The organism is Dolomitihabitans soli (assembly GCF_022213955.1).
GTDB lineage: Bacteria > Actinomycetota > Actinomycetes > Streptosporangiales > Streptosporangiaceae > Streptosporangium_A > Streptosporangium_A soli.
Genome location: NZ_JAKNTW010000006.1, coordinates 48672 through 67676 on the forward strand (window position 1 = coordinate 48672; position 19005 = coordinate 67676).

Sequence of the window (19005 nt, forward strand, 5' to 3'; positions counted from 1 at the left end):
GGCACCACCGAGGCCATACTGGAGGCATGGACGATCTCGCGGGCTTCCTGCGGACCCGGCGCTCCCGGGTCGACCCGGCGACCGTCGGCATCCCCACCGACAGCCGCCGCCGGGTCGAAGGGCTGCGCCGCGAAGAGGTCGCACACCTGTCCGGAGTCAGCGTCGACTACTACGTACGCCTGGAGCAGGGCCGCGCGACCCAGCCCTCCGAGCAGGTCCTCGACGCGCTCGCCCGCGTCCTGGGCCTCGACGAGACCGAACGCGGGCACCTCTACCGGCTCGCCCGGCAGCGCCGCCGCCGCGCGAAGGCGCCGGGCGGGCGGGTCCGGCCGGAGCTGCTGCGCGTCCTCGACCTGGTCGCCGACGCGCCCGCGCTGATCATGGATTACCGCCTGGACGTGCTCGCCGGGAACCGCCTCGCCGGGCTCCTCTACGGCCGGCCGATGCCGGGCCTGAACACCGCCCGGCACATCTTCCTTGAGGAGACCGAGCGCGGCCTTTACGCGGACTGGGAGAAATGCACCCTCGACGTGGTCGGGCACCTGCGCCTGGCCGCCGGCAAATACCCCGAGGACCCCCGCCTGGCCTCGCTCATCGGCGAGCTGGCGATGGGCAGCGAGCGCTTCCGCCGCCTCTGGGCCCGCGCGGACGTGCGCGCCCGCACACATGGACGCAAGGCGTACCGGCACCCGCTGGTCGGACTGCTGGAACTGCACCAGGAGAATTTCGCACTACCGGACGAATCGGGCATGGAGCTGCTGGTGCTGTCCGCAGTCCCCGGCAGCCCCGCCGAGGACGGGCTGCGCCTGCTCGCGGGCCTGGGCGCGGACAGCGGTGACGCGCATCCCACAGTGAACGCTCAGGTCCGCGAGTAACCCCGCTTCGGGGACGATCGCTGTGCGAGCCGATCATGATCATTCTCGGCGCCAACGGCTGTACCGATGTAGTTCACGATCGTCGTTGTCCGATGCGCGCGGACACGGCCGCGATCACGCCGAGATGAACGGCTCCGTCAGGTGCGGTGTCGCCAGGTGCAGCGTGGTGGCGGTTTCGCGGCCGAGCATGCGCTTCCTTGAGTGCCTGGCCGCCTCAGGGTCGATCTCGTGCGAGTAGGCGAGCTCGGGGTGGAGCAGTTGGAGCGCGTGCACCAGGAGGTCGCCGGTGACGAGCGCCAGCTCGCGCCCGTCGGCGACCAGCACGCTCTGGTGCCCGGGCGTGTGACCGGGCGTGGCGACCGTGCGCCCGGCGCGCAGCGGCGTGTCCCCGTCGAGGAGCCGGAGCCGACCGGCCGCCACGAGAGGGTCGGTGAGGGTCTCGCGAAGCTGCGGGTTGAGCGCGTCGAGGGCGTCGAACTCGGCCCGCTGGAGCAGGTATTCGGCGTTCGGGAAGTAGGGGCGGCGGTCGCCGGTCGCGCTGCCGGGCGCAGGGGCGCCGCCCGCTGATGGGACGGCCGCCTCGGTCACGACCGCCCATCCGACGTGGTCGGTGTGCAGATGCGTGAGCACCACGGTGTCGACCTCTGCCGGGTCGATGCCCGCGGCGGCGAGCGATTCGGGGAGCGCACCGGGCACGGGCGCCCACGAGCGGGCCGGGCTGTCCGCTGGACCGATCCCGGCGTCCACGATGGTGAGGCCCTTGTCGCTGCGGATCGCGTACGCGCGGAACTGGAGCCGCCAGCGGCCCTCGGCGTCGACCGCGCCCGGGTCGTAGCGGTCGGCCTCGGCCCACTGAGCGGCCGTGGCCTCGGGGAAGGCCTCGGCGCGCGGGGAGAAGAATGGGCCCTCGCCATCGGCGAGGGCAATGATCTCGGTCGAGCCGATTCGGACGCGGGGGACGCTGAGGGACATGGCCGCGATCTTGCCACGCCTTGCACGCGGGTGGTGACTCGCCCAGCACCGGCTCCTGAACGTGCTGCTCGACGAGACCGGTGGGACATGGAGCCGATACGCCCCTGGAGATCACGGAAAGTCACTGCCACGATCAACAGCACTGACAGTTGAGCGCAAGCTCCCTCTGTCTGCCAGTCGCGGCTCCCACGCTCCGGCTCGGACTCACTTGACGAAAACCGCCCGCGCAATCTCATCGGGGGCGGCGCTCGCTTCCGGGACCAGCTTCCCGTCGGCCTTTATGGTGCTTCGGTCGGCTTTCTGCATTTCTAGGATGAGTGCATATATTAATTCGTTCGGGTGTCTCCGCTAAGAGCGACCGTTCTGCGTTGTTTGTCCAATGAGACTAGGCGAGCCGTACGGTTCCCCGGCCTGTGGCGAGGGGGAGGTCGAGGACGGTGCGGATGCCCGGGGCGGCGGCGCACACGGCGGCGATCGAGTTGACCGCGTGCGCGGCCGCGCCGGCCAGGCCGTGCGACACCTCGTTCACGGTGACCGTCATCTGCGGCATGCCCTCGATGTGCAGGGTGAATCCGGGCTCCGCCCACCTGGGGACCCGGGCGGCGTCGGCCTTGTAGACGCACTCGATGGTCATGATCGGCCGGCCGCGGACCAGCCCGGAGAACACCCAGCGGGAGGCGCACACGGTGCCGGGGAGGACCGTGCCCGCCGCGATCTCGAACTCCTCGCGGGCCAGCTCGAACTCGTCGCTCTCCTCCACCTCGTCGAGCGTGACCTCCAGCGCGTCGGCCACGAGCTGGACGCTCTCGGCGAACAGGGCCCGCTGGAAGGCGCGGAAGGGGCGCACCGCCGTCGCGTAGTCCTTGGGGGAGCGGGTGAACCCGATCAGGTCGACGACGATCTGCCGGGAGGGATGCCCGCTGAAGTCGGAGGACTCGCGGACGAAGATGTGGTCGACCCGGCTGGACAGGCCGGTGAGGGCCAGCGGGAGCAGGTCGCTCATGAACCCCGGGTTGATGCCGGTGCCGTGCAGGGTGCTGCACCCTGCCCGGCAGGCGGTCTCCAGGCGGTCGACCACGCCCGGACCGTAGGAGCGGGGATGGACGAACCCGGTGGTGGTGATGACGTTCTTGCCGGAGGCGAGCAGGGTGCAGATCGACTCCAGATCGCTGACGTGGTCGCCGCCGAAGTAGGACGCGGGCAACGGCATGTGCAGGACGCAGTCGGCGTCGAGTGCCAGCACCTGCTTGACGTCGTCGGTGCAGCGCACGCCGGTGTCCGGTAGGCCGACGAGCCGCCCGGCGTCCTGGCCCACCTTGTCGGGGTCGTATACGAGGACGCCCACCAGGTCGAACTCGGGGCGAGTGATCAGGTTGTGCAACGAGCAACGTCCGACCGCGCCGGTGGCCCACTGGACCACGCGAAAGGGCGGCTGTACGGGCATGCAGAGCCTCCAGCCCAGATGTGTGGCGGGGGCCGTGCTGGGAGGGGAGTCGACGCTGACCCACGCCCGTTCGGGGAGTGCGAAACTCTAGCAGGAATTTACTCGTCCGATCACTATCTGCAACGTTTCAGCGGAGTGACCCCCTGTGACCTGCGTCTATCCGAAACGTTCCAGCGATGTCGCGAAAGGAGAAGGCAGGCTATTGTTCTGGTAACTAGAACCTTATTCTTCTGGGAGGGCGCATGGCAGCTCTGCGGTTTGACGGAAAGGTCGCGCTGGTGACCGGCGCCGGCCATGGTCTGGGACGCTCGCACGCGCTCCTGCTGGCCGAGCGCGGCGCCAAGGTGGTCGTCAACGACCTGGGCGGCTCACTCGACGGCACCGGCGCCTCGGCCGGGCCGGCCGCCGACGTGGTGGAGCTGATCAACAAGAACGGCGGCGAGGCCGTCGCGAACACCGACAACGTCGCCACTCCCGAGGGCGCCAAGGCGATCGTGGCCGCCGCCGTCGACGGCTTCGGCAGGCTCGACATCGTCGTCAACAACGCCGGCATCCTGCGCGACAAGTCGTTCGGCAAGATGTCCGTCGAGGAGTTCGACGCCGTGCTCGCCGTACACGTGCGGGGGGCGTTCCTGGTCAGCCGGGCGGCGTTCCCCTACCTCAAGGAGCAGGGGTACGGGCGGATCGTCAACACGTCGTCGCCGGCGGGCCTGTTCGGCAACTTCGGCCAGGCGAACTACTCGACCGCGAAGATGGGTCTGGTCGGCCTGACCAAGACGCTCGGCATCGAGGGCGCGCGGGCGAACATCAAGGCCAACGCGATCGCGCCGATCGCCTGGACCCGGATGACCGAGGCGCTGCTCCCCGCCGAGTTCGAGGCGAAGTTCACTCCGGAGAGGGTGAGCGCCCTGGTCGCCTTCCTCGCCCACGAGACCTGCGGCGCCACCGGCGAGGTCTTCAGCGTGGGCGGTGGCCGGGTGGCCCGCGTGTTCGTCGCCGAAGGGCCCGGTTGGCGCCAGGACGACCACACCGTCGAGGACATCCGCGACAACTGGGATGCCATCATGTCCGAACAGCCCTACCTGACCCCCACCACTCTCGGTGAGCAGGCCAGCGCCTCCATGAGGGCCATGCTCTGACCCCTGGCTCCATACGCGTCGCCGCATCACCTCAATGGACGGGTGGTGCGGCGTCCGGCCGTTATGGAGCGGTTATGACTTGTCCATCAGTTCGATCCAGTCGTTCACCAGCTTCTCCAGCACGTCCTTGTTGGCCTCGATCTCTTCCATGCTGTGGAACTTGGCGTAGGCGCGGCCCTTGGGACCCGCTTCGAGCAGGCCGGACTCGTCCTTGAGCAGGTCGCCCTTGTGGAAGATGACGGGCACGTAATTCTTGACCCGCGGGTTGAGGCTGGCCAGGTCCTCCTTGTAGAAGAAGCTGGGGCCGCCCCACTTGATATCTTCCTCGATCTTGGAGCTGGCCTTTACGAAAATGTCTCTGACGGCTGCTATCTCCGCCTTCATCGGGTGTTCGAGCTTGCCCAGGAACTCGTTTACCTTCTTTGTCTCGGTCATGCTGCTAGTTTCTATCACCGCGCCATAAGATGATCAATCGCATTCGGCGTTTTCTGGGGTTCCGGACCACATTTAGGGGTGGTGGCCGGGGTGCCGGACGTGATCAGGTGGCGATGGTCCGATCGACCGCGTCCGGGGCCAGCACGTGCTCGATGACCATGACCGCGGCGCCGATGACGCCCGCGCGGTCGCCCAGGTCGCTGGCGCGGATGCTGAGGTGCTGGGTGGCCAGGGGGAGCGACCGGCTGTAGATCACCTCGCGGACTCCGGCGAGGACGTGCTCTCCCGCCTCGGCGATGTCGCCGCCGATCACGATCACGGCGGGGTTGAAGAAGTTGACGATCGAGGCGAGGACCACCCCGACCTCGCGTCCGGCCTGCCGTACGAGCTGGACGGCCTGGGTGTTGCCGGCTCTGACCAGGCGGACCACGTCGCGGCTGCCGGTGGCCTCGACGCCTGCCGCCTTCAGCCGGCCGGCCAGGGCGCCGCCGCTGGCGACGGCTTCCAGGCAGCCGACGTTGCCGCAGCGGCAGACCACGTCGTCGAAGGAGGGCACCTGGATGTGGCCGATGTCGCCCGCCGCGCCCTGGGCGCCCCAGTGCAGCCGGCGACCCGCGATGATGCCGCAGCCGATGCCGGTGCCGATCTTGACGAAGATCAGGTGGTCGGTCTCGGGGCGGGCCGTCCAGTGCTCGCCCAGGGCCATGATGTTCACGTCGTTGTCGACCAGCACGGGGGCGCCGAGGCGCTCGCCCAGCCAGGCGGGCACGGGGAAACCGTCCCAGCCGGGCATTATCGGCGGGTTGACGGGCCGTCCGGTGCCGTGTTCCACCGGTCCGGGCAGGCCGACGCCGATGCCGCACACCTCGGGCAGCCGGTGGCCGCACTCGGCGAGCAACTCCTCGAACGCCGTGGCCAGCCATCCGAGCACGTGCTCGGGACCTCTGTCTATGGCCAGGTCGGCGGTGTGCTCGCCGAGGACCGCTCCGGTGAGGTCGGTGACGGCCAGCCGGGCGTGGGTCGCGCCCAGGTCGGCGGCGAGCACGATCCGGGCGTCCCGGTTGAAGGAGAAGGCGACGGCGGGCCGTCCGCCCGAGGAGATGGCGTCGTCCGCCGGGACGATCCACCGCTGGGTGAGCAGTGCGTCGAGCCGCTGCGAAACCGTGGATCTCGCGAGGCCGGTGAGCTGGACCAGCTCGGCGCGCGTGCGCGCCTGGCCGTCGCGCAGGATCGAGAGCAGCGCTCCCGCTCCCGCAGCCGGGCCTCCGCCGGCCTCGCTCAGCGTGTCCTGGGCCAAGACCGCCCCCTTTCGCGATGTCGCTTCCGATGATCCCAGATCTCATTATGGCCTACGTCAACAGACTTTTGCTTGACCGCAATCATAAGTCGCGCTTAGCATCCCGAAACATGAAGGACATAGGCCAGGCGTCCGCCGATGCTGTCGGTGCTCGCGGACTCACGCGAACTTTCGCCGATCTGGGCGGAAGTTGAGGCTGGCGTGTCAAAAGGTCTTCACAAGGCGCCGCAGCCGGGGTTAGCTTCTGCTCAGGTCACTCCGATGTGGGGGGCACTGTGAAGCGGATGTCGCTGCGGCCGGAGAACGCGCAGCAGGCCGGCCTGCTCCTGCTGCTCCGGGACGGCCCCCGCTCCCGGGCCGAGCTGGGAGACCTGGGAGAGCTGTCGAGATCCAGGCTCACCCTGGAACTGGGCCGGCTGGTCGAACTGGGCCTGGTGGAATCGGCCGGTTTCGCCGCCTCCAGGGGCGGCCGCCGATCAGGCATGGTACGGCTGGCGGAGGGCCTGCGATTCGCCGGCGTCGACGTCGGCGCGACCTCGATCGACGTGGCCGTCACCAACGGCGAGCTGGAGATCATCGGCCACGCGAACGAGCCCTGCGACGTACGGCGCGGCCCGGCGTACGTCCTCGACCGCACGTTGGACCTGCTCGGCAAGTTGCGCGACGAAGGCCACTACCACCGTCTGCAGGGCGCCGGGATCGGCGTCCCGGGCCCGGTCAGCTTCCGCGACGGCCGGCCCGTCGCCCCGCCGATCATGCCGGGCTGGGACCGCTACCCGGTGCGCGAGACGATCGGCCAGCAACTCGGCTGCCCGGCCGTGGTCGACAACGACGTGAACATCATGGCCCTGGGCGAACTGCACGCCGGGCTCGCCAAGCAGGTGGGCGACTTCCTGCTCGTCAAGATCGGCACCGGCGTCGGCTGCGGGATCGTGGTGGACGGCAAGGTCTACCGCGGCGTGTCGGGCAGCGCCGGCGACATCGGCCACATCCGGGTCGACGACCACGGCCCGGTCTGCGCCTGCGGGAACACGGGTTGCCTTGAGGCCTATTTCGGGGGCGCCGCCCTTGCGAGGGAGGCACAGGCCGTCGCGAGCCGCTCGCCGTACCTGGCGGAGCGGCTCGCCGCGGCCGGTTCGCTCACCGCGCGGGACGTGGCCATCGCGGCGGACAAGGGCGACGCGGCGGCGGCCCGGCTCATCCGCGACGGAGGCAGGCGGGTCGGCGTGGTGCTGGCCGGCCTGGTCAGCTTCTTCAACCCCGGCCTCGTGATCATCGCAGGCGGTGTCGCCCGGCTGGGCCACGTGCTGCTCGCGGAGATCAGGAGCGTCGTCTACCGCCGTTCGCTGCCGCTCGCGACCGGCAACCTGCCCATCGTGCTCTCCGAGCTCGGCGAGACCGCGGGCGTGATCGGCGCGGCCAGCCTCGCGAGCGACCACGTGTTCAGCGCGTCATGACCGATCGGAGGTCCCATGTCTGAGGACGCCCCTCTCCTGGTGATGCGGGGGATCGTCAAGGAGTTCCCCGGGGTGCGCGCGCTGGACGGCGTGGACCTGGAGGTCCGCGCCGGCGAGGTGCACTGCCTGCTCGGCCAGAACGGCGCGGGCAAGTCGACCCTGATCAAGATCCTGGCCGGCGCCCAGCTGCCCGACAAGGGGACGATCACGCTGGGCGGCGCGCAGGTGCGCGCGGCGAATCCCACGGCCGCGATCCGGCTCGGCATCTCGACGATCTACCAGGAACTCGACCTGGTCGACGGGTTGAGCGCGGCCGACAACATCTTCCTGGGACACGAGAAGGCCAGCCTCGGGTTCACCCGCCGGGCGGAGAGCAACCGTGCCGCCCGCGAACTGCTCGACCGCCTCGGTCACGGCGAGATCCGGCCGGGCGGCGAGGTGGGCCGGCTGTCGCCGGCGGGCAAACAGGTGGTCAGCATGGCCCGTGCGCTGTCGCACGACGCCCGTCTGATCATCATGGACGAGCCGTCCGCGGCGCTGTCCCACGACGAGGTGGGCAACCTGTTCCGGATCATCAGGGAACTGACCGCGCAGGGCGTGGCGGTGGTCTACATCTCACACCGGCTGGAGGAGATCCGGGAGATCGGCGACCGGGTGACGGTGCTCAAGGACGGCCGGACCGCCGCCGTCGGGCTGCCCGCCAAGGACACCCCGACCTCCCAGATCGTGTCGCTGATGACGGGCCGCAACGTGGAGTACGTGTTCCCGCCGCGCCGCACCGAGCCGCCGGGTGCCGAGGTGCTGAAGGTGACGGACCTGGTGGTGCCGGGAGTCGTCTCCGGGGTGTCGTTCTCGGTGCGCGCGGGCGAGATCGTGGGGCTGGCCGGACTGGTCGGCTCGGGCCGCTCGGAGATCGTCGAGGCGATCTACGGCGCGCGCCGGGCCTCCGGCCGAATCCTGCTGGACGGCCATGCCGTACGGCCGGGCAGCACGAGCCGGGCGGTGCGACTGGGGATGGGACTGGCTCCGGAGGAACGCAAGGCGCAGGCCCTGCTGCTCGACCAGAGCGTGGCCCGCAACATCACCCTCGGCGGGCTGGAGCGCTTCTCGCGGTTCGGCTGGATCGATCGGCGGCGGGAACTGGCCGAGGCGCGGACGCTGGCGGAGACCCTGGACATCCGGCCCGGTGACGTGCGCAGGCCGATCAAGACGCTGTCGGGCGGCAACCAGCAGAAGGCCGTCCTGGCGCGCTGGCTGGTGAACGGCCGCAAACTGCTGCTGCTGGACGAGCCGACCCGCGGCGTGGACGTGGGGGCGCGGGCGGAACTCTACGCCGTGATCCGGCGGCTGGCCGACGAGGGGATCGGCGTGCTGCTGGTCTCCAGCGAGGTACCCGAGGTGCTCGGCCTGGCCGATCGGGTGCTCGTCATCCGCGAGGGCGCGGTCGTGCACGAGGCCGCCGCCCGTGATCTCGACGAACACCAGGTGCTCGATCTGGTCATGGCCACATCGACAGGAGGATTCCGGTGAAAGAGGCGACACCCGTGCCGCCCGTGGAAGAGCGTGAAGTCAAGCCCAGGGCGCGGAGCGCCGGCGCGGTGCGGCTGGGCCGGATCAGCGAGGCACGGCACGTGGGCCTGGTCCTGGCGATCGTGCTGCTGGCGCTCGTCGGGCTGGTGACCAGGCCGGAGAACTTCGCCACGACGTCGAACCTGGTCAGCATCCTGACTCTGGCCTCGACCATCGGCGTGATCACGGTCGGCATGACATTCGTGATCATCGGTGGCGGGATCGACCTGTCGGTGGGCGCGGTGATGGCGCTGGCGTCGGTGTGGGCCACGACACTGGCCACCCAGTCGTACGGGCCGGTGGTGATGGCCGTCTGCGCGATCCTGGTCGGGACCGGAGCGGGGCTGGTGAGCGGGTTCCTGATCGCCTACGGGCGGCTGGTGCCGTTCATCGCCACGCTGGCGATGCTGGTCGCCGCGCGCGGGCTCGCGCAGCGGATGTCGGACCGGAATAGCCAGCTCATCCCATCCGACAACGCGCTGGTGGAGTTGTCCACCACGCGGGTGCTGGGGGTGCCGCTGCTGGTCTACATCTTCGCGCTGGTGGTGGTGATCGGCTGGCTGGTGCTGAACCGGACCACCTTCGGCCGCCGTACCTACGCGGTGGGCGGCAACCCGGAGGCCGCGCGGCTGGCGGGCATCGACGTGCGCAGGCACACGATGTTGCTCTACGCCCTGTCGGGCCTGTGCTGCGGCATCGCGGCGATCATCATCATGGCCAGGACCACGAGCGGCGCCTCCACCCACGGCGACTTGTACGAGCTGGACGCGATCGCGGCGGTGATCATCGGCGGCACCCTGCTGACCGGCGGCCGCGGCTCGATCATCGGCGCCATCCTCGGCCTGCTGGTCTTCACCCTGATCACCAACCTCTTCATCCTCAACGGTCTCGACACCGCTGACCAGCTCATCGCCAAAGGGCTGATCATCATCGTCGCCGTACTGCTCCAGAGGCGAAGCCTCGAAACACGCACCTAGGAGAACGAATGAGCGAGAGAGTCGGACGCCGTGGCTTCCTGCTCGGCGGGGCCGTGGTCGGCGCCGGTGCCCTGGTCACCGCGTGCACCAGCAACGAACCGGCGGCCGCGCCCGCCGCGAGCCAGGCGCCGCAGCCGGCCGCGACCGGCGCGAACGACCAGCCGGGGGAGAAGGTGCGGATCGGGTTCTCCGCCCCCGCGGCCGACCACGGCTGGATCGCCGCGATCGCCAAGAACGCGGAGGCCGCCGCGAAGGAATTCACCGACGTGGAGTTCGTCCCGGTCGAGCCGACCAACGACATCAACCAGCAGATCTCTGCGGTGGAGTCGCTGATCCAGCAGAAGGTCAGCGCGCTGGTGGTGCTTCCCAACGACGGCGGGCAGCTCAACCAGGTGGCCCGCCAGGCGATGGACGCCGGAATCCCGGTGATCAACCTGGACCGGGTCTTCCCCGACAAGCTGTCGTACCGGACCTGGATCGGCGGCGACAACTACGGCATGGGCGTGGCCGCAGGCAACCACGTCGCGGCCAAGCTCAAGGAGAAGAAGGTCACCAATCCGGTGATCGTCGAGATTCAGGGCATCGCGACCCTGCCGCTCACCCAGGACCGCAGCAAGGGCTTCGCCGACGCGCTCAAGTCGCACGGCTTCAGCGTCACGGCCAAGCAGGACGCCCAGTTCACCGTCGAGTCGGGGAACGAGGTCGCCAGCAGCCTGCTCCAGGCCCACAAGAAGATCGACGCGATGTGGAACCACGACGACGACCAGGGCATCGGCGTGCTCGCGGCGATCAAGGAGGCCGGCCGCGACGAGTTCTTCATGGTCGGCGGCGCCGGCTCCGCCAACGCCATGCGTGACATCCAGACGGGTGGCTCCGTGCTGGAGGCGACGGTGACCTACAGCCCCACCATGGCCTCCTCGGCGATCAAGCTGGCCCGGCTGGTCGCGCAGGGCAAGGGGATGAGCGACCTGGTGGAGAACCAGGTCCCGCAGTCGATCACGCTGGCCTCGGAGACCATCACCAAGGAGAACGTGGGGCAGTACCTGCCTTTGGGCTTCGAATCCTGATCGGGGGATCATTTCGTGCGTGACAACAGGCCGGCGCTGGGGGTCGGCATCGTGGGCTATGCCTTCATGGGCCGCGTTCACTCCCAGGCATGGCGCAGCGTGGACGCGTTCTTCGACCTGCCGGTACGGCCCGCGATGGCGGCGCTGTCCGGCAGGTCCGCCGACGCCGCCGACGCCGCCGGACGTCTCGGCTGGGCGGCTGTGGAGCATGACTGGAAGCAGCTGATCCGCCGCGACGACGTCCAGATCGTGGACATCTGCACCCCTGGCGACACGCACGCGGAGATCGCGATCGCCGCGCTGCAGGCGGGTAAGCACGTGTTGTGCGAGAAGCCGCTGGCCAACACGGTCGCTGAGGCCGAGGCGATGGCGGCCGCGGCCCGGGACGCCTCGGCCAGGGGAGTGCGTTCGATGGTGGCCTTCAACTACCGGCGGGTTCCGGCGATCGCGCTGGCCCGCCGGCTGGTCGCCGAGGGCAGGTTGGGCACGATCCGGCACGTGCGGGCGCAGTACCTCCAGGACTGGATCACCGATCCCGAGTTCCCGCTGGTGTGGCGGCTGCGCAAGGATCGGGCCGGGTCCGGCGCGCTGGGCGACATCGGCGCGCACATCATCGACAGCGTCTCCTTCATCACCGGGGAGAACCTGGCCGGCGTCTCGGCGATCACCGAGACGTTCGTCAAGGAACGCCCGCTGGCGCAGGCGTCGGCCGGGCTCTCCGGCGACGGCCGGAGCGGATCGACCGGGCAGGTGACGGTGGACGACGCTGCGTTGTTCATCGGCCGGCTGGAGGGCGGGGCGCTGGCCTCCTTCGAGGCCACCCGGTTCGCCACCGGCAGGAAGAACGCGCTGCGGATCGAGGTGAACGGCTCCCGGGGCAGCCTGGCCTTCGACTTCGAGTCGATGAACGAGCTGTGGTTCCACGACGAGACCCTGCCCGCGGCCGAGGCCGGGTTCCGGCGGATCCTGGTGACCGAGGGCGACCATCCGTACATGGACGCCTGGTGGCCGCCCGGGCACGGTCTGGGTTACGAGCACACCTTCACCCACGAGGTGAAGGATTTCCTGGAGGCCATCGTCGCCGACACCGACCCCACCCCGTCCTTCGACGACGGCCTGCGCGTGCAGCGGGTGCTCGCGGCGGTCGAACACAGCGCTGCCCACGACAGCCGATACGTACCCGTGGAGGAAGTATGACCCGCCCCGTCACGTTGTTCACCGGCCAGTGGGCCGACCTGCCCTTCGAAGAGGTGTGCCGGCTGGCATCCGGCTGGGGCTACGACGGTCTGGAGATCGCCTGCTGGGGCGACCACTTCGAGGTCGACAAGGCCCTGGCCGACGACACCTACGTCGCCCGCAAGCTCGAAACCCTCGACAAGCACAACCTGAAGGTCTGGACGATCTCCAACCACCTCCTCGGCCAGGCCATCTGCGACCACCCCATCGACCAGCGCCACGAGGCGATCCTGCCCGCCCGAATCTGGGGCTCGGGCGACCCCGAGGAGGTACGGCAGCGCGCCGCGGCGGAGATGAAGGACACCGCCCGCGCCGCCGCCCTGCTCGGCGTGGACACGGTGGTCGGCTTCACCGGCTCCTCCATCTGGCACACGGTGGCGATGTTCCCGCCCGTGCCGCCCGCCATGATCGAGGCCGGGTACGCCGACTTCGCCGCCCGCTGGAACCCGATCCTCGACGTCTTCGACGAGGTCGGCGTGCGGTTCGCGCACGAGGTCCACCCCAGCGAGATCGCCTACGACTACCACACCACGGTCGCCACCCTGGAGGCCATCGGGCACCGCCCGGCGTTCGGGCTGAACTGGGACCCCTCGCACATGGTGTGGCAGCAGATCGACCCGGTGAACTTCATCCTCGACTTCGCCGACCGGATCTACCACGTCGACTGCAAGGACACCAAGGTCCGCGTGGGCGACGGCCGCCGCGGCCGGCTCTCCTCCCACCTGCCCTGGGCCGACCTGCGCCGGGGCTGGGACTTCGTCTCCACCGGCCGGGGCGACGTCCCCTGGGAGGACTGCTTCCGCGCCCTCAACTCCATCGGCTACCAGGGCCCGGTCTCCATCGAATGGGAGGACGCCGGCATGGACCGCCTCGACGGCGCCCCCGAGGCCCTCTCCTACATCCGCGAACTCAACGCGATCACACCGCCCACCACGTCCTTCGACGCCGCCTTCGCCTCCGACTGACCCGCCGTCCACGCAGCGAGACCACGCCGGCCATACCTTCCGAACGGGTGTGGCCGGCTCACCTGTCCCACAGGGCACTGATCGGCAGGGCCGTCAGCCGATCGCCGAACGAGAGCGACCGCGGCCCGGTGTAGAAGACGAAGCCGTGGACGAAGTCGTCCCCGAGCATCTCCCGGAGGGCTGTGAGCCCGCGGAAGTCACGTTGGTCGATCGCGTCGGTGGACTTGCACTCCACCCCGATCACCAGCCCGTTCGTACGTTCGATCACGAGATCGACCTCGGGCCCCTGGCTGACTCTCCAGTGATTGAGACGCAGGGAAGCCGAGGACCAGGTCGCCTGCTTGGCGATCTCGTTGACGATGAAGGATTCGACAAGCGGACCCCTGGCGGGCGACACGCGTGCGGTCAAACCTTCGGCGTCCACGGCGAGCAGATGTGCGGCCAAACCAGTGTCGGTCAGGTGAAGCTTCGGCCGCTTGAGCGCACGGGCCGCGAGATTCCTCGACCATGCCGGGAGCAGCCGGACGAGGAACACGGTTTCGAGGAGACCGAGGTAGCGGTTGACCGTACTGCGGTGAAGCTGGAGGTCGCTCCCGGCCTTCATGCTGTTGAACTCCTGGCCGGTGTTCGCCGCCGACAACGCCATGAGCTGACGCAGGTTACTCGGCTCCTCGATCCGTGCCATCTCGCGGATGTCGGTATCGATCACAGACTGGACGTAAGTCTGGTACCACTGCCCGCGGGCGCGCTCCGAGCGCATCGTGATCGCCTCGGGATAGGAGCCCCGGCAGATCAGCTCGAAGTAGTCGCGGCGGCTGAGCTGAGAGGGCGCGCCCGTGCGGAGTGCCTCAGGTTCGGCGAACGCCGTGGCGAGGAACGACGTCGGCTTGCCCGACAGTTCCGCTTCGGCGAACGGCCACACTTCGATGACCGCGGCGCGGCCTGCCAGCGACTCGCTCAGCGAGGGAGTGGAGAGAAACCGGGTGGATCCGGCGAGAACGAACTGGCTCCGTTGGGAGGCCACGTCCACCGCCGCCTTGATGGCCAGTACGAGATCGTCGCCGCCACGCTGGATCTCGTCGATCATCATCGGCCGTGGACCGTCCGAGATGAAGGTCGCCGGGTCGGTCTGGGCGGCGGCCCGCAGCGGGCCGTCGTCGAGGGTGAGATACGTCCCACCCCGGTCGTGCTTCATCTGTTTGAGCAGTGTCGTCTTGCCGGACTGACGAGGCCCGTTGATGATCAGCACCCTGAAGTCGTCGAGGAACTCGTGAGCGCGGTCGGTGATACATCGGGTGACCAGCCCACGGGTCGTACCTTCGTCAGCCATCATCGACCAGCCCCTACCGGTACTCCCAAGATCTGCGAACCAGCAGCTCAGTATGTCACGACCGACATTTGACAGGGCTTCGAACCGACACTTCACAGATCTTGGACCGACATTTCACGGGGCTTCCAACCGACACTTCACAGACTCCGAACCGACATTTCACAGGGCTTCCAACCGACACTTCACAGGAGGTTCGGTGGGGTCTCACCACACGTCGCCGTCGCGCCAGTCGCAGGTGAGGTGGCCGGTCAGGTCGAGCGGGACGGCCGGCGGGAAGACGTAGACGCCGCCGTCGTCCTCGGGTGTGGGGCGGATGCCGGTGGGGGTGAGCGCCGAGGTGGGGCCCTGCCAGAGCCGCCAGCCGCGTGCGGCGTAGAGGGTGGTGGCCTCTTCGGAGGAACTCAGGGCGCCCAGGTCGTAGGCGCCGAGCACGACTCGCTCCAGCGCCGCCATCATGGCCGCGCCGAGGCCGCGACGGCGGCGGTCCGCGCGTACGGCGACGCCTTCGACGTAGCCCGTGCGCAGCGCCCGCCCGTCGTGCAGCAGCCGCCGCTGGACGACGGACGCATGCCCGACCAGCTCGGCTCCCTCCCACACCAGGGCGTGCACGCCGCCCAGCGCGTGCTCCCAGTCGTGATCGGACAGGTCGCCCTCGAAGGCGTCATGAAGCAGGACACGGGCCGCCTTGAGGGTGGCGGCGGCTAGGTCGGAGGTATGGGCGATTCGCACCTCGGTCACGCCTGCCATCCTCCAGCACGAACGCCGGTCACGACCACACGGCGACGACGTCGTCAGGACCCCAGACGACGTCGAGCCCTCCTATGTAGATGCCATCTACCTAGATTCAATCTACATAGAAAGGCGGGCCGGGTGTCGCGACCCCGGCCCGCCGTACGGGGGACCCCTATGTGGGCAGGACGATGTCGAAGGTGGCGATCCTGCCGGTGGGGCCGGTCTGGACGGTCATGACCAGGTCGGGGTGGAACTTCGGGTCGGTCTGGTTGCGGGGCTCGTGCGGGAAGAAGAGCTGGGTGGTCAGGAGCGGGCCGTCCGCGTGGCGGACCCTGAGGTGGAGGTGGCGGGTGCGGTCCGGGTAGAGGCCGGGGACGACCGTGGAGAGTGCGAACGCGCCGGTCTCCGAGGTGAACTGGTGGCCGCGCAGCCGGAAGCCGGTCAGGTCGTAGCGGCCGAGGTAGTCGGCGTGCCAGAAGTCCAGCAGCACCCGGGGCAACGGCCGGCCCGGCTCGCCGTACACGTGGCCGGTGAGCAGCAGGCGGGTGCCGTACGTGCCGGGGGTGATCAGGTTGGTGCGTTCCGGGGAGTCCGGCTCGAAGTCGGGCGCGGCGAGGGCGTCGCCGTCCTCACAGGCGGGAGTGAGTACGGCGGAGCCGGGGATCGCCGCGGTCAGGGTGCCCAAGCCGCCCGCCGTGACGTGCGCCTCGCGGCTGAGACCCGGCTCCTCGTCGGCAGTGCGCGTCATCGCAGCAGCTCCTTACCAATATCCGAATCAACCATCCTGATGTGTATATCCGGGTCGCCCGCCGGGAGCTTTGCCGTGCGCGCCAGGTTGTTGACCGGCGACGCCGGGTGGGGGCATAACACCGGTTGCGTATCGGATGGGATTTCCCCTCCTCTCCTGCCGCACGCACTCTTGGAAGGTGCCAATTTGCATCGACACCGCAGATCAGCCGGTGCGGGACCAGGCCGGCTTCTGGCAGCACGTGGTGTCCGAGGCCTTCGGCCCGCTGGAGATGCGGGCGGAGGACAGGGCGGACTTCCCCGCCCGGATCACCGCCCGCACGCTGGGACCGGTCGAGGTGGCCGACGTGCGCGCGCCGGCGCACGTGGTGAGCAGGGCGGCCAGGCGCGTCACCACGGACGGCAGCGAGCAGTACAAGCTCTGCCTGCTGCTGCGCGGTTCGGGTGTGGTGGAGCAGTCGGGCCGGGAGGTCGAGGTGTTCCCGGGCGACCTGGTCCTCTACGACCTGACCCGGCCGATCCGCTTCACCATGGAGGCGCACCACCTGCTGGCGCTCACCATGCGGCAGGCGACACTGCCGGTGTCGCCGGCGCGGGTCGGGATGCTCACTGGCACGATCTTGGCCAGCAGCAGGGGGCCGGGCAGGCTGGCGGTGTCGTTCCTGACGGCACTGGCCGCCGACGGTTCCGCCGCGGAGGGACCGTCCGGTCCCCATCTCGGCGAGGCGCTGGTCAACCTGGTGACTGGCGCGGTGCAGGAACGACTCGACGGCGAGCCGGCGGCGAACGGTGCGCATGCCGAGTTGCTCGCCCGTATCGAGGAGTGGATCGAGGGTAACCTGCACCGCGTCGACCTGACCCCCGCCGCCGTCGCGGAGGCCCACCACATCTCGGTGCGCCAGCTCCACCGGATCTTTCAGGAGGCCGGCACCACCGTCGCCGCCCATGTCCGCGCCCGCCGCCTGGACCGCTGCCGCCGCGAACTGGCCGGTGGGGAGCCGGTCGGCCTGATCGCCGCCCGCTGGGGCTTCCCCGACCCGGCCTCGTTCAGCCGGGCCTTCCGCCGAGCGTACGGCTCGACGCCCAGCCACCACCGCCTGTGACGACGCCCAGCCGACCCGCCCGCCGACCTCGTTCAACCCGGTGGCCTGTGATGAGGCGGTGCTGACCTGTGCAGCTCGGGGGCGTCGCCTGTGACGATGCGGAGCCGGTCGCCCGCCGACCTCGTTCGACCCGGTGGCCTGTGATGAGGCGGTGCTGACCTGTACAGCTCGGGGGCGTCGCCTGAGACGATGCGGAGCCGGTCGCCCGTCGGCCTCGTTCAACCGGGTGGACGGCTCCGCGCCCAGGGGTCGCCGTCTGGAGTGGAGCGCCTCCCAGGCGGGGCCGGTGGATCCTGTTGAGGACCCGCGGTCGGACCCCGCCGGAAGGCGTTCACCTATGTCATCGCTGTCAGTCGAGGATGACCATCTGGCGGAGGACCTCGCCGCCCTTCAGCGCCGCCACCGCCTCGTTGAGGTCGGTGAGCTTGATCCGTGAGCTGATCATGCTCTCCAGGTCGAGCTTGCCGGCCTTCCACAGCTCGGCGTAGAAGGGGAAGTCGCGGCGCGTGTCGGACCCGCCGTAGAGGGAGCTGAGCAGGTTCTTGCCCTCGAACAGCAGGCTGAAGGCCGAGATGGAGACCATGTCGTCCGCCGCGCCCGCGCCCACCACGATGACGTCGCCGCCGCGGCGTGCGGCCTTCCACGCGGTGAGGATGGCGGCCGACTTGCCGACCGCCTCGAAGGCGTAGTCGAAACCACGGCCGCCGGTCGCCGCGGCGATGCCGTCCGCGAGCTGGTCGGGGGTGCAGGTGTGGGTGGCGCCGACCTTCTTGGCGAGCGCGTGCTTCGACTCCAGGGGGTCGACGGCCAGGATCGTGCTCGCGCCGGAGACGCGGGCGCCCTGGACCACCGACAGGCCGACGCCGCCGCAGCCGACCACGGCGACGGTGGAGCCCGGCCGTACCTTCGCGGTGTTGATCGCCGCGCCGACGCCCGTGGTGATGCCGCAGCCGATCAGGGCCGCGATCTCGAACGGCACCTCGGAGTCGACCTTGATGGCGCCCTGCCAGGGGATGACGATCTCCTCGGCCCAGGTGCCGCAGCCGGCCATGCCGAACGCGGGCGTGTCGCCGTCATAGCGGAAGCGGGCGTTCACGAAGCTGTCCATGACGTAGGTCAGGCAGAGGAACGGCTGGCCGACGACGCAGTTGGCGCAGTGCCCGCACGCGGGCGTCCAGTTGACGATCACGTGGTCGCCCGGCTGCACCGACGTGACGTGCTCGCCCACCTCGAGAACCTCGCCCGCTCCCTCATGACCGGGGATCACCGGGAGCGGCATCGGCAGCACGCCGGAGAGCACCGACAGGTCGGAGTGGCAGACGCCGGTCGCCCGTACCTTCACCCGGACGTCGGCCGGGCCGATCGGGGCGAGCGTGATGTCATCGCGGATGTCGAGCTTGTCATCGCCGACGGCGTGCAACAGCGCGGCTCGCATGGGGAATACCTCCTTGACGGGCGCCTAGTCCTCTAGGGAAAGGGCGGCTTTGGGGCAGGACCGCACCGCGTGCCGGACGCGGTCCAGCATCTCGGGCGGCGGTTCGGGCAGCAGCAGGTGGAGGTGATCGTTGTCGTCGAGCTCGAAGACCTCCGGTGCGAGTCCCGTGCAGACCGCGTTGGCCTCGCAGACCAGATAATCGAATGCGATTCTCATGTCACCTCG

18 protein-coding genes are annotated in these 19005 nt (G+C 69.6%); 9 read left to right on the forward strand and 9 right to left on the reverse strand.

The genetic code is table 11. The annotated features are described in order from the left end of the window. Nucleotides 1-26 precede the first annotated feature (26 nt). Nucleotides 27-875 (forward strand): helix-turn-helix transcriptional regulator, encoded by an 849-nt coding sequence (locus tag MBA17_RS13690; RefSeq protein WP_238496804.1) that lies wholly within the window; start codon nucleotides 27-29, stop codon nucleotides 873-875. A 114-nt stretch (nucleotides 876-989) separates the two neighbouring features. On the opposite strand, the gene MBA17_RS13695 is transcribed toward MBA17_RS13690, so the two are convergent. Continuing rightward, entirely contained in the window at nucleotides 990-1847 is an 858-nt protein-coding gene (locus MBA17_RS13695) for an MBL fold metallo-hydrolase (protein WP_238496805.1), read from the reverse strand. Between the two features lie 385 nt (nucleotides 1848-2232). Then, nucleotides 2233-3291 carry an NAD(P)H-dependent amine dehydrogenase family protein gene (locus MBA17_RS13700; protein ID WP_238496806.1) on the reverse strand — a complete coding sequence of 353 codons (1059 nt, stop codon included), beginning with the start codon at nucleotides 3289-3291 and terminating at the stop codon, nucleotides 2233-2235. 242 nt (nucleotides 3292-3533) lie between these two features. On the opposite strand from MBA17_RS13700, the gene MBA17_RS13705 reads away from it, so the two are divergent. Continuing rightward, nucleotides 3534-4430, forward strand: coding sequence for an SDR family oxidoreductase (locus MBA17_RS13705; protein ID WP_238496807.1), 897 nt, complete (start codon nucleotides 3534-3536; stop codon nucleotides 4428-4430). A gap of 72 nt (nucleotides 4431-4502) precedes the next feature. On the opposite strand, the gene MBA17_RS13710 is transcribed toward MBA17_RS13705, so the two are convergent. Continuing rightward, nucleotides 4503-4865: a DUF1801 domain-containing protein gene (locus MBA17_RS13710; protein WP_238496808.1), complete on the reverse strand. Its 363-nt coding sequence runs from the start codon at nucleotides 4863-4865 to the stop codon at nucleotides 4503-4505. A gap of 103 nt (nucleotides 4866-4968) precedes the next feature. Further along, the gene (locus tag MBA17_RS13715) at nucleotides 4969-6162 is read right to left on the reverse strand and encodes an ROK family protein (protein ID WP_238496809.1); all 1194 of its coding nucleotides are present in this window, start codon (nucleotides 6160-6162) and stop codon (nucleotides 4969-4971) included. 284 nt (nucleotides 6163-6446) lie between these two features. Between MBA17_RS13715 and MBA17_RS13720 the strand changes: the two genes are divergently transcribed. From MBA17_RS13720 to MBA17_RS13745, 6 genes are read left to right on the forward strand one after another with little or no spacing between them, the layout of a single operon-like run. Continuing rightward, nucleotides 6447-7619 (forward strand): ROK family protein, encoded by a 1173-nt coding sequence (locus MBA17_RS13720; RefSeq protein ID WP_238496810.1) that lies wholly within the window; start codon nucleotides 6447-6449, stop codon nucleotides 7617-7619. Between the two features lie 15 nt (nucleotides 7620-7634). After that, nucleotides 7635-9149, forward strand: a complete 1515-nt coding sequence (locus MBA17_RS13725; RefSeq protein ID WP_238496811.1) for a sugar ABC transporter ATP-binding protein — start codon at nucleotides 7635-7637, stop codon at nucleotides 9147-9149. Continuing rightward, nucleotides 9146-10165, forward strand: coding sequence for an ABC transporter permease (locus MBA17_RS13730; protein WP_238496812.1), 1020 nt, complete (start codon nucleotides 9146-9148; stop codon nucleotides 10163-10165). The genes MBA17_RS13725 and MBA17_RS13730 overlap by 4 nt, the downstream gene beginning before the upstream one ends. 8 nt (nucleotides 10166-10173) lie before the next feature. Next, nucleotides 10174-11232 (forward strand): substrate-binding domain-containing protein, encoded by a 1059-nt coding sequence (locus MBA17_RS13735; protein WP_238496813.1) that lies wholly within the window; start codon nucleotides 10174-10176, stop codon nucleotides 11230-11232. 15 nt (nucleotides 11233-11247) lie between these two features. Continuing rightward, nucleotides 11248-12429 (forward strand): Gfo/Idh/MocA family protein, encoded by a 1182-nt coding sequence (locus tag MBA17_RS13740; protein ID WP_238496814.1) that lies wholly within the window; start codon nucleotides 11248-11250, stop codon nucleotides 12427-12429. Next, nucleotides 12426-13433 carry a sugar phosphate isomerase/epimerase family protein gene (locus MBA17_RS13745; protein WP_238496815.1) on the forward strand — a complete coding sequence of 336 codons (1008 nt, stop codon included), beginning with the start codon at nucleotides 12426-12428 and terminating at the stop codon, nucleotides 13431-13433. Before MBA17_RS13740 ends, MBA17_RS13745 begins: the two co-directional genes overlap by 4 nt. A gap of 58 nt (nucleotides 13434-13491) precedes the next feature. Here MBA17_RS13745 and MBA17_RS13750 read toward each other — a convergent pair whose 3' ends face one another. The 3 genes from MBA17_RS13750 to MBA17_RS13760 all read right to left on the reverse strand — a co-directional run bounded on the left by MBA17_RS13750 (nucleotide 13492) and on the right by MBA17_RS13760 (nucleotide 16243). After that, complete coding sequence (locus MBA17_RS13750) at nucleotides 13492-14766, reverse strand: ATP-binding protein (RefSeq protein WP_238496816.1); 1275 nt, start codon at nucleotides 14764-14766, stop codon at nucleotides 13492-13494. Nucleotides 14767-14967: 201 nt separating this feature from the next. Beyond that, the gene (locus tag MBA17_RS13755; RefSeq protein ID WP_455432761.1) at nucleotides 14968-15501 is read right to left on the reverse strand and encodes a GNAT family N-acetyltransferase; all 534 of its coding nucleotides are present in this window, start codon (nucleotides 15499-15501) and stop codon (nucleotides 14968-14970) included. 166 nt (nucleotides 15502-15667) lie between these two features. Continuing rightward, entirely contained in the window at nucleotides 15668-16243 is a 576-nt protein-coding gene (locus MBA17_RS13760; protein ID WP_238496818.1) for a dioxygenase family protein, read from the reverse strand. Between the two features lie 178 nt (nucleotides 16244-16421). Here MBA17_RS13760 and MBA17_RS13765 point away from each other — a divergent pair, with 178 nt between their 5' ends. Further along, complete coding sequence (locus MBA17_RS13765) at nucleotides 16422-17345, forward strand: AraC-like ligand-binding domain-containing protein (RefSeq protein ID WP_238496819.1); 924 nt, start codon at nucleotides 16422-16424, stop codon at nucleotides 17343-17345. 349 nt (nucleotides 17346-17694) lie between these two features. Here MBA17_RS13765 and MBA17_RS13770 read toward each other — a convergent pair whose 3' ends face one another. Both MBA17_RS13770 and MBA17_RS13775 read right to left on the reverse strand, forming a co-directional pair. Beyond that, complete coding sequence (locus tag MBA17_RS13770) at nucleotides 17695-18780, reverse strand: alcohol dehydrogenase catalytic domain-containing protein (protein ID WP_238496820.1); 1086 nt, start codon at nucleotides 18778-18780, stop codon at nucleotides 17695-17697. Nucleotides 18781-18804: 24 nt separating this feature from the next. Continuing rightward, nucleotides 18805-18996, reverse strand: coding sequence for a ferredoxin (locus MBA17_RS13775; protein WP_238496821.1), 192 nt, complete (start codon nucleotides 18994-18996; stop codon nucleotides 18805-18807). Nucleotides 18997-19005: the final 9 nt, after the last annotated feature.